Origin of the sequence: Pantoea sp. Pa-EAmG, assembly GCF_030024295.1 — a bacterium.
Lineage (GTDB): Bacteria > Pseudomonadota > Gammaproteobacteria > Enterobacterales > Enterobacteriaceae > Pantoea > Pantoea dispersa.
Genome location: NZ_JASEWO010000169.1, coordinates 1 through 9,585, shown reverse-complemented (window position 1 = coordinate 9,585; position 9,585 = coordinate 1). Strand labels below are relative to the sequence as shown.

General features: G+C 56.1%; 10 protein-coding genes and 1 pseudogene. 10 read left to right on the top strand and 1 reads right to left on the bottom strand.

Features of this window, described 5'->3' with window-relative positions:
• The 10 genes and pseudogenes from QMM04_RS18205 to QMM04_RS18160 all read left to right on the top strand — a co-directional run.
• Positions 1-140, top strand: a pseudogene (locus tag QMM04_RS18205) (arylsulfatase); the annotation flags it as partial.
• A gap of 50 nt (positions 141-190) precedes the next feature.
• Positions 191-1,495, top strand: coding sequence for an anaerobic sulfatase maturase (locus QMM04_RS18200; protein ID WP_282996696.1), 1,305 nt, complete (start codon positions 191-193; stop codon positions 1,493-1,495).
• Complete coding sequence (locus QMM04_RS18195) at positions 1,479-2,471, top strand: MoxR family ATPase (RefSeq protein WP_282996695.1); 993 nt, start codon at positions 1,479-1,481, stop codon at positions 2,469-2,471. The genes QMM04_RS18200 and QMM04_RS18195 overlap by 17 nt, the downstream gene beginning before the upstream one ends.
• Entirely contained in the window at positions 2,471-3,397 is a 927-nt protein-coding gene (locus tag QMM04_RS18190; RefSeq protein WP_282996694.1) for a DUF58 domain-containing protein, read from the top strand. Before QMM04_RS18195 ends, QMM04_RS18190 begins: the two co-directional genes overlap by 1 nt.
• A gap of 1 nt (position 3,398) precedes the next feature.
• Positions 3,399-3,818 carry a DUF4381 family protein gene (locus QMM04_RS18185; RefSeq protein ID WP_282996693.1) on the top strand — a complete coding sequence of 140 codons (420 nt, stop codon included), beginning with the start codon at positions 3,399-3,401 and terminating at the stop codon, positions 3,816-3,818.
• Entirely contained in the window at positions 3,811-4,788 is a 978-nt protein-coding gene (locus QMM04_RS18180; protein ID WP_282996692.1) for a VWA domain-containing protein, read from the top strand. Before QMM04_RS18185 ends, QMM04_RS18180 begins: the two co-directional genes overlap by 8 nt.
• Positions 4,785-6,284 (top strand): VWA domain-containing protein, encoded by a 1,500-nt coding sequence (locus tag QMM04_RS18175; protein ID WP_282996691.1) that lies wholly within the window; start codon positions 4,785-4,787, stop codon positions 6,282-6,284. The genes QMM04_RS18180 and QMM04_RS18175 overlap by 4 nt, the downstream gene beginning before the upstream one ends.
• The gene (locus QMM04_RS18170; RefSeq protein ID WP_282996690.1) at positions 6,281-7,297 is read left to right on the top strand and encodes an oxygen tolerance domain protein; all 1,017 of its coding nucleotides are present in this window, start codon (positions 6,281-6,283) and stop codon (positions 7,295-7,297) included. The genes QMM04_RS18175 and QMM04_RS18170 overlap by 4 nt, the downstream gene beginning before the upstream one ends.
• A complete protein-coding gene (locus QMM04_RS18165; protein ID WP_282996689.1) occupies positions 7,294-8,286 on the top strand; it encodes an HAD family hydrolase in 993 nt (330 codons plus the stop codon). Before QMM04_RS18170 ends, QMM04_RS18165 begins: the two co-directional genes overlap by 4 nt.
• Positions 8,287-8,300: 14 nt before the next feature.
• Positions 8,301-8,618: a YicS family protein gene (locus QMM04_RS18160; RefSeq protein WP_282996688.1), complete on the top strand. Its 318-nt coding sequence runs from the start codon at positions 8,301-8,303 to the stop codon at positions 8,616-8,618.
• A gap of 33 nt (positions 8,619-8,651) precedes the next feature.
• Here QMM04_RS18160 and QMM04_RS18155 read toward each other — a convergent pair.
• Positions 8,652-9,585 (bottom strand): GGDEF domain-containing protein (locus QMM04_RS18155; RefSeq protein ID WP_282996687.1); only part of this gene is annotated, 934 nt, incomplete at its 5' end.

Below are 9,585 nucleotides of genomic sequence, written 5' to 3'. Positions count from 1 at the left end.
TCCTGCTCGGCGGTGCGCAGAAATATGCCGCAGAGATGCTGCAAAGCTTCAAAGAGTTCCCTCCACGTCAAAAACCCGGTTCCTTCACCGTTTCTGATGTACAGAAATTTATCGACGAAGGCAGTCCGGCCACGAATTAAATTCGCAGACCACAACCGGGCGTGTTCGCGCCCGGTTTACGGAGGCATCTATGAAGCACAGCACTACGCTGCCGGTTCGTCCTTTGCCCAGCGCCGTAAAGTACAGCGGTAAAGGTCCTGTTTATACCCGACGCTTCCACGTGATGGCCAAACCCACTGGCTCACGCTGCAATATCGACTGCAATTACTGTTTTTACCTGCACAAAGAGCAACTGCTGCATCAGGATCACAGCGGCATGAGCGATGAAGTCCTCGAAGCCTTCGTGCGCCAATACATTGACAGCCAGGATGGCGATCGCGTGGTGTTCTCATGGCAAGGCGGCGAACCAACGCTGATGGGATTAGGCTGGTTTGAAAAAGTGGTAGCACTACAGCGTCAGTATCAGAAACCAGGGCAGCGGATTGAAAACGATCTGCAAACCAACGGAATTTTAATCAACGACCATTGGGCCAAATTTCTAAAAGAGCACCATTTTCTGGTGGGATTATCGATTGATGGCCCACGCGAACTGCACGACCGTTATCGCGTCACGCGCAGCGGCAAACCCACGTTCGACAAGGTCATGGAAGGCGTCGCCGCATTAAAACGTCACGGCGTGCCTTTCAACGCGCTGGTCACGGTCAATCGCACCAACGCGCGCTTCCCGCTGGAGGTTTATCGTTTCCTGACGCGTGAACTCGGTGCGACCTACATCCAGTTTAATCCCTGCGTTGAACCCGTGGACTTCAAGCAGACCGCTCCGCAGTTCTGGCACGATGATTCGATTCCCATTACTGGCACCCGTCGGGCGAAACCCGGCGATTTGGATTCCATCGTCACCGACTGGTCGGTCGATCCCGAGGATTGGGGAAAATTCCTGATTGCGACCTTTGAAGAGTGGGTGAATAACGACTTAGGCCGCGTGCAAGTCAACCTGTTTGAAACGGCGGTGGCGCAAACTATGGGTATGCCCGGCCAGATCTGCGTGACCTCTGAATTCTGCGGTAAAGGGTTGGCGATTGAGAAAAACGGCGATATCTACTCCTGCGATCACTACGTCTACCCGGAATATCAACTCGGCAATATTAAGCACACCAAACTCGGCAGTATGGCGTTTTCCGAGCGACAGAAAGCCTTTGGCATGGGTAAACGCGACACCCTGCCCGCCGCCTGCAAACGCTGTCCTTATCTGAAGTTGTGCTGGGGCGAATGCCCTAAAAATCGCATCGTACGCAGTGAGGAAGGTGAATTAGGTTTGAATTACCTCTGTCCTGGTATCAAAGCCTTTTTCGACTTTTCACAGCCGATTCTGGTGGGCATTGCCACGCTGTTGCAACCGCAACGCACGGAGGCTGAACATGACGCTGCGCGATAAACTTCTGGCGCTGGAAAGCGACATGAATCAACAGGTACTGGGTCAAGAGGAGCTGGTGCGAATGTTGATTATTACCCTGTTATGCGATGGACACGTGCTGCTGGAGGGTTTGCCCGGTCTGGCGAAAACCCGCGCCGTGCGTGAACTGGCACGCCATCTCGATGGGGAGTTTAAACGTATTCAGTTCACACCGGATCTCCTGCCGTCCGACATAACCGGCAGCGAAATCTATCAGCAGAATGCCGTGCGGGAAGAAGACCAGTTTCGTTTCCGTCCGGGCCCGGTGTTTGGCAATGTGATTCTGGCCGACGAGATTAACCGTGCCTCGGCGCGGGTACAGTCGGCGCTGCTGGAGGCGATGGAAGAACGACATGTAACAGTGGCCGGAAAAAGCTGGCCGCTGCCCGGCGTGTTTATGGTGTTAGCCACGCAAAACCCGGTGGATCAGGAAGGTACCTGGCCCTTACCTGAAGCGCAACTGGATCGCTTTTTAATGAAAGTACTGGTGGATTATCCGTCAAAAGAGAATGAACAACGCGTGATGCAGTTAGTGCGCGCCGAGCAACAGTCAAAATATCAGGGTGTAACTACCACGAACCATCAGCCTGACGCCGCACGTTTAAGCCAGCAGGAGATAGCAACCTGCTGGCAGGCGATCTCTGATGTTTACGTGGCGCCAACCATCGAAAGCTATATCGTTTCATTGGTGGAGATGACGCGCCATCCCGCGCAGATCGGTGACACCTTTGCCAGTTATGTCGCGCTGGGAGTCAGCCCGCGCGGCACGCTGGCACTGGATCGCGCCGGGCGTGCGCAGGCCTGGCTGGAGGGACGCGATGCGGTGCTGCCGGCTGATATTCAACGCGTCGCCCCTGCGGTGTTACGCCATCGTCTGATGTTGAGCTATCAGGCCAGCGCCGAGCGCGTCACTGCCGATGACGTGGTGAAGATGCTGTTAGATACAGTGGTGGCCTGATGGATGAATCGATCACCGTTACAATGCCAGGTTTACTGGCGCTGGCCGCCGATGCACATCAATTCGCAAATCCGCCGGGCCAGTTACCGCCTGGCGCGATGGCCGGTGAACGCGTGTCACGCCAGCAAGGGCGCGGCCTGAACTTCGACAGCTTACGTCGCTATCAGCCAGGCGATGATGTGCGCCTGATTGACTGGCAGGCCACGGCGCGATTACGCACGCCATGGATTCGCCTCTATAACGAAGAGAAAGAGCGTCCGGTGTTTATCTTGATCGATCAGCGTCTGGATATGTTTTTTGCCACGCGCGGCCAGATGAAGGCTGTTGCTGCTGCTCACATTGCGACCCTGCTCGCCTGGCGCTGCTGGCATGATGGCGATCGTCTCGGCTGTGCGTTGTTTAATGATGATGAGTTATCACTGCAACGCTGCCGTTCTCCTAAACTGGCGCTGCAACCGTTGCTGGCCGATATCGTGCGCTTTAATCAGGCGCTGCCATCACGCTACCCGCAGGAGCCCTCTTCCTCACTGGCCCTGCACGAAGTGCTGCAGCGTGCTCAGAGTCAGATCCCTACCGGTAGCTGGCTGGCGCTGATCAGTGATTTTCACGATCTGGATAAACACAGCGAAGCGCTGATCGCCGCGCTGCGCCGTCGTGCGGAGATCACGGCGTTTGTCATGCTGGACGATTTGCACTTGCGGCTGCCCGACAGTGGCAAACTGGCGGCCCGCTATCAGGATCAACATGTCGCTTTCGCCCTGACACCCGGTTTGCGCGACCAGATAAAAAATAGCGTCAGCGCGCGCCTGGCGCAGCAGCAAAACCGGCTATCGCGCCTGGGCGTGGAGGTCCGGCACATCGTGGTGGGCAATCCGCTGCTGGCGCAATTACTGCGGGGGGATGATCATGCTGGCAAAAGGCTTTAGCGTGCCTGCGCTGAAAAATCCCGATTTACCTCAGGCCGTTTCCTGGCTACCGCTGCCCAGCGGCTGGTGGTGGCTGCTCACGGTGCTGCTGGTGTGTTTATTGGCTTTCCTGCTGGTGCGTTCCGCGCGCTGGTATCGCAACCGCTGGCGCAGAGAAGCCCGCGTGGCGATCGGCCACACTACCGATGCCGATAGCTGGCTGGAGCTGATCAAACGTATTCATCTGGTACATCAGCCACGCACACTTATCAGTCAGCAAATCGATCCTGCGACAATTCTTCATGGCGTCAAACTAGATAGCGCGCTGCATCAGCAACTTTGCACCCGATATTGTCAACAAAACAATGCATTAAGCGAAGCCGATAATCAGCAGATGCGTCAGCAACTGAAACGTTGGCTGGAGGCACTTCCCGATGTCTGAACTGCTCAGCCGCATTGATTTTGCCTGGCCGTGGGCCTGGATTTTATTGCCACTGCCGCTGCTCGGCTATTTTTTGCCACCCGCCCGACCTCAGGTTGCGCAGGAAGTCAGAGTGCCTTTCTTGCCGCTGCTGATCGCAGAACTGGAACTGGATAACCCGCCACCCGCCCGTCGTCCACTCCAGACATTGCTGTTCTGGTGCAGCTGGATATTGCTGATCTGCGCATTAGCGCGGCCAGAGCTGCTACTTCCTCCACAGATCAAGACCCAACCGATGCGCAACTTAGTGTTGATTCTGGATGTCTCCGGCTCGATGGAAAAGAACGATGCAGGCAATGGCATCACTCGGTTACAGGCTGTGCAGCAATCGGTGCGCAACTTCGTGCAACAGCGAAAAGATGACCGCATCGGCCTGGTAATTTTTGCCAGTAGCGCCTGGCCGTTTGCGCCGATTAGTGAAGACAAATCGGCGTTGCTGGCACGGCTGGATCAGCTTTCCCCCGGCATGGTGGGCCAACAGACGGCCATCGGCGATGCGCTGGGCGTTGCCGTGAAACTGCTCGATAGCACTCTGGAACAGGACGCCAGCCGCATGGCGATTCTGTTGACGGACGGCAACGACACCGCCTCGCAGCTGCCACCGGCGATGGCCGCGCAGCTTGCTGCCGCCCACCATGTGCAGGTCGATACCATTGCATTCGGCGACCTGCAGGCCAGCGGCGACGATAAAGTGGATGTGGCGCTGATGCGAAATATTGCACAGGCCACAGGCGGCAGCGCATTTCAGGCGGCTAACACTGGCACGGCGCTGCAAAGCGTGTGGCAGGCGATCGATGCGCAAACGCCTGCCCAAGTGAAAACGCTGGGTTCCGCCCTGCGCCAGCCGCTGTTTGCCTGGCCGCTGGCCCTCGCCATGCTGCTGATGCTATCGATGTCCGTAGTGGGTCACCTGCGGGCGCGTGCCTCATGAACGCGTTCCACTTGCTGCATCCCTGGTGGCTCATCGGACTGCCGTTGTGCGTAGTGCTGGCCTGGTGGCTGCGTCAGTCAGACAGCCAGTGGGCGCGCATCCTGGATAAACCGTTTCATAGGCTGATTATCGGCCAGCGCCTGAAATCCCGAGTACTGCTCCCCTGGCTGCTGGCGCTGGGCTGCATAGCGCTGGCTGGACCCAGTTGGATGAAACAGTTGCCTGCCGATCAAATCCCGCAGAGCAATGTGATGGTGATCCTGCAACAGAATCTCAGCATGCTGGCGCAGGATCTGCCGCCTAATCGCCACGAACGTATGCAGCACAAGCTGGCATTGCTGATGGAGCAACTCCCCGGTAGCCGCTTTGGTTTAGTGGTTTACCGATCGGGCGCCTGGCTGACTACGCCTATGACCAGCGATCCGGCATTCTTCACCCTGTTTCTGCAGGCGCAGCAGCCCACGCTGTTGCCCGATGCGCAAGGTGATGGATTGCAGGCGGCCATGGCGCTGGCTGACAAAAATCTGCCACCCTCTCCACGCTCTATCCTGCTGATCGCCGACAACCTGAGTGCCACGGACGTCAACTGGCTCAGCACCTCGACCTTGCCCATCCAGCTCTGGGTGCCAGGCACGGCACGCGGCGGCGCGTTGCCAGAAGCGATCGCCCAGCGCGGTATTGATACCCGGCTCAACGTTGCACGTTTCAAGCAACTGCAACAGAGCGGTGTGTCTGTCACGCTGGCGACCACTGATGACGACGACCTGCAGGCTGTGCGAAATCACATCCAGCAAAACTTCATCAATCAGCAAAACGATCGCCAGGATCTTCCGTGGCTCAACAGCGGCTACTGGCTGATTCCGCTGATGCTGGTGCTTTCATTATTATGGCGGCGACAGCTGGCGCTGATGATAATCCTGATACCGCTGGCAACGCTTGCTCCACCCGCCCATGCCACCTTAGTGGATAGTTTTATCAGCCCGGACATGCAAGGACAGCGCGCGTTTGCCAAAGGCGATTACCGCTCAGCAGCCGCGCATTATCAGGATCCCTTCAGACGTGGTATCGCCTTCTACTATGCCGGAGAATTCGCTTCAGCCAGCGCTGCATTTCGTATGGTGCCTCCTTCACCTGAATCGTTGTTATGGATAGGCAACAGCGAGGCGCAGCAGAAGCACTGGCAGCAGGCATTAAATAGCTATGATCAGGCACTAAGCTTGCGACCTGACTGGGCGCTGGCGCAGCAAAACCGGGCCAGCATCGCCAACATCATCATGCAGCTTCGTCAGAAAGAGCGTGAACGGCAGGACGAGCAACGCAAAGAGCCGGATGAAACGCCTGACGCCATCAAAAAGGATTTAAAGAAAAATCAGGGAGTTAATCAGCAGGATATGCAGCCAATCCAGGTGGCACCGCAGGTCAATCAGTGGTATCAAAATCTGACGATTTCTCCCAGCGGCCTGCTTGAAAACCTTTATCGTTCGGAGACGCCATGAGAGCGCTGCTGCTTTGCCTGATTATCCTGGTGCTGCCGGTGCGCGCCGCCATGGATATCACCCGCGAACTGGTGGTGCCGGATCAGCTGGTACCGGGTCAACCGCTACGCGTGGCCATCACCTTCTGGACTGACAGCTGGTTCAATCCGCCCCCTCAATGGCCTGATTTTACGGTGGAGAATGGCGCGCTGCTGCCGACAAACGTCCCCAATCAGTTAGTGAACCGCAACGTGCAGGGCGTGAGCTGGAGCGGCATACGCATGGAACGTCAGCTGATGGCCTGGGATCAGGGCACGCTGCGCATCCCGTCGCTGGACGTCACGTTGCAATCCGCCGGACAGGTGCCGAAAACCGCCACACTTCCCGCGCTGGAAACCGCTGTAAACTGGCCGACCGACGTTGAGCAGCCGGACCGTTTCTTGCCCGCCGCCAGCCTCGCTCTGACGCAGAAAATCACTTTATATCGCGCAGTGAATGACAACACGCTGCATGTTGGTGATGTGATTGAACGCCAGATCACCTTGGGTGCACGGGATGTTATTGCGGCGCAAATCCCTGCGGTTCTTATCGATCTCCCCGGTTCAACTACGCAGAAACTTGCCGACGTAAACACCCCGCTGGTCGAAGGTCGCGATGAAATCGTCGGTACGCAGCGCGTCGAACGCCTGCGCTATTTGCCTGATACACCCGGCTCGCTGGTTCTGCCCGCGATAAAACTCCGCTGGTGGAACACCGTGCAACACCAGTGGCAGTGGGCAGAATTACCGGGGGCGCGTTATACCCTCCAACCCGCGCGCGCCGCCGGTGCTGAACAGACTCTGCAATCAACGCGCGCAATGCCCTGGTGGCAGGTTGCGTTGATTGTTGTCCTGATGATGGGATTCGCCGTCGCACTGTGGTTCACGCGCCCTCTGCTGTGGCGCGCGTTATGTTTTGCCGTTCGCGCCTGGCAACGCCTGTGGCATGTCACTGTTCTGCCTTCTTTGCTCCCTCACCCCAGGAGAAAGTCATGAACGTAAAATGTCTTTTAGCTGCACTGCTGTTGTGGCTGCCCTTCGCACAGGCTGATGATCTCTCTGCATGGCGGGATAGCGCAGCAAAGCACGCCATCGTACAGTGGGTTCAGGGCGCAACGCTCTCCGGCGGCAGTGCTTTTATTCCCGAAAATCAGCGTTATGTGGTGTTCGATAATGACGGTACCTTATGGCCTGAAGCGCCGCTGACCTTTCAACTGCAATTTGCGCTGGATGAAGTGAAGCGTCTCGCCCCTTCCCATCCGCAATGGCAGCAGGATCCTTTAGTGCAAGCCGTGTTGGCCGATGACAAAGCGGCATTGCTCAAGGCCGGAAAAAAGGGGTTGATGCATCTACTTGAACTGACGCACGCCAATATGACCACCGATGAATTTACGCAACGCGTGCAGCAGTGGGTCGACACTCAGCGTCATTCACGTTTCGGTTGCCGTTATGATGCACTGGGTTACCAGCCCATGCGTCAGTTGCTGGATTACCTGCGTAAAAATGGTTTCAAGACATGGATTGTTTCCGGCGGCGGTATCGATTTTATGCGGGTGCTGGCTGAGAAGATGTACGGCATACCAGCGGAAAACGTGATTGGCTCATTTTCACTGGCTGAATTCAGCCTGAGTGATAACGGCACTCAGTTGCGGAAAACAATGAACGGCGCGTTTTATGATGACGAGGCGGCAAAACCGGTGGCAATCCACCTGTTCATGGGCCATCGGCCGGTGGCTGCATTCGGCAACAGCGATGGCGATGTGCCGATGCTGCAATACACCTCATCCAACCCCAACGCGAAAACCTTCGGCTTATTAGTGCATCACACGGATGCACAGCGTGAATATGCCTACGACGCGCATCCTCCGGCCAGCGGCAAGCTCGTCTCCGGACTGACACTCGCTCCACGCTATGGCTGGACTATAGTGGATATGCAGCGCGACTGGCTTAACGTCTTTGACCCGACTTTGTGTAAGCCTGAATAACGTCTTATGGAGGCATGATGATGTGGAAAATTGGTTCTTGTTCACTGCTGGTGATGATCTCGTTTCTCGCGGTGGCGAAATCCCCTTACAGCAACCTATCCTATGCGTTGCGCGAGCAGCAGATCATTACTGACCTGCGCGCTCACTGCCATCTGGCGCAGGATATTCCTGACGAACGCATTAAGCAGGTGTTTCTCAACAGCGCGGACAATCATGATGCCATAGTGAGCGCGGCGGATGCGCTAAAAAAGAAAAATCAGGCGGGTTATCATCAGCACATCGAACAGGTGAGTTGCCCGAAACTGGCGATGTTTGCGCCCGCTAAACCTTAGTTTGTTGAGTGGTGATGTGCGATTCCTGAAGCGTCACCGCGCAATACCATTGCGTCCGGCTTGCTTGGCACGGTATAGCGCCGCGTCGGCTGCGGCGATAAGGGCCTTGGCTGGCGTATGGCCTGTTGAAACAGCGATGCCCATGCTGACGGTGACCACTGAACTAACGTCTGACGCAGCATGCGGGATCGCAGTGGCAATCAACCTGGCTTTAATGCGTTCAGCTACCGTCATAGCCTGTGACATTGCCGCTTCCGGCAGTAACAAAACAAACTCTTCACCGCCGTAACGCGCCACCAAATCCTCTGGTGTGCGCACAGAGAGATTAAGCACGTCGGCAATCTGGCTCAGACAACTGTCGCCGGCCTGATGACCATAGTGATCGTTAAAGCGTTTAAAGTAATCAACATCCAGCATGATGACAGCCAGAGGCTTCTGCTGAGACAGCATTAATGCCAGGTAATCATCGAGCACTCGTCGATTGGCCACCCCCGTTAAGGCATCCTGGTGTGCCAACATGTCCAGACGTGATATCAGCAACTGATTGTCACTGTGCCGCTGCCAGGCTAACGTAAACCATCGTTGCAGCAACAGACTGCCGGTGATCAGAATCACACCAAAGAACATCCAGATCAGCAGAAAATGGCTATTAATCCCCTGATTTAGATGCAAACTCGCCAGCAGCAGCGCCAGTAAAATCGGCATAATAAACAGGAATAATGCGAGGGGATAAACATACAGCGCAGCCATCGCGGACAGCATCAACATCACGCTGAACGGATAAGCAAACGGTAATTGCCACTCGGCAACAAACTGATAAGCACAGACTGACCAGAGCACACCTTGCCAGCACAACAAAATGGCAAGAATGAGTTTGCTGGTGGTTGGGGGTAATCGTTGGCTTTTAACGACCAGGATCGCAAACAGTACCAGGACAATAATGCACAGCATGGAACCGTCAACCACC

Excerpts from the sequence above, each read along its gene's own strand:
- QMM04_RS18200 (WP_282996696.1), top strand. The coding sequence starts at position 191 with ATGAAGCACAGCACTACGCTGCCGGTTCGTCCTTTGCCCAGCGCCGTA.
- QMM04_RS18195 (WP_282996695.1), top strand. The coding sequence starts at position 1,479 with ATGACGCTGCGCGATAAACTTCTGGCGCTGGAAAGCGACATGAATCAA.
- QMM04_RS18190 (WP_282996694.1), top strand. The coding sequence starts at position 2,471 with ATGGATGAATCGATCACCGTTACAATGCCAGGTTTACTGGCGCTGGCC.
- QMM04_RS18180 (WP_282996692.1), top strand. The coding sequence starts at position 3,811 with ATGTCTGAACTGCTCAGCCGCATTGATTTTGCCTGGCCGTGGGCCTGG.
- QMM04_RS18175 (WP_282996691.1), top strand. The coding sequence starts at position 4,785 with ATGAACGCGTTCCACTTGCTGCATCCCTGGTGGCTCATCGGACTGCCG.
- QMM04_RS18170 (WP_282996690.1), top strand. The coding sequence starts at position 6,281 with ATGAGAGCGCTGCTGCTTTGCCTGATTATCCTGGTGCTGCCGGTGCGC.
- QMM04_RS18165 (WP_282996689.1), top strand. The coding sequence starts at position 7,294 with ATGAACGTAAAATGTCTTTTAGCTGCACTGCTGTTGTGGCTGCCCTTC.
- QMM04_RS18160 (WP_282996688.1), top strand. The coding sequence starts at position 8,301 with ATGATGATGTGGAAAATTGGTTCTTGTTCACTGCTGGTGATGATCTCG.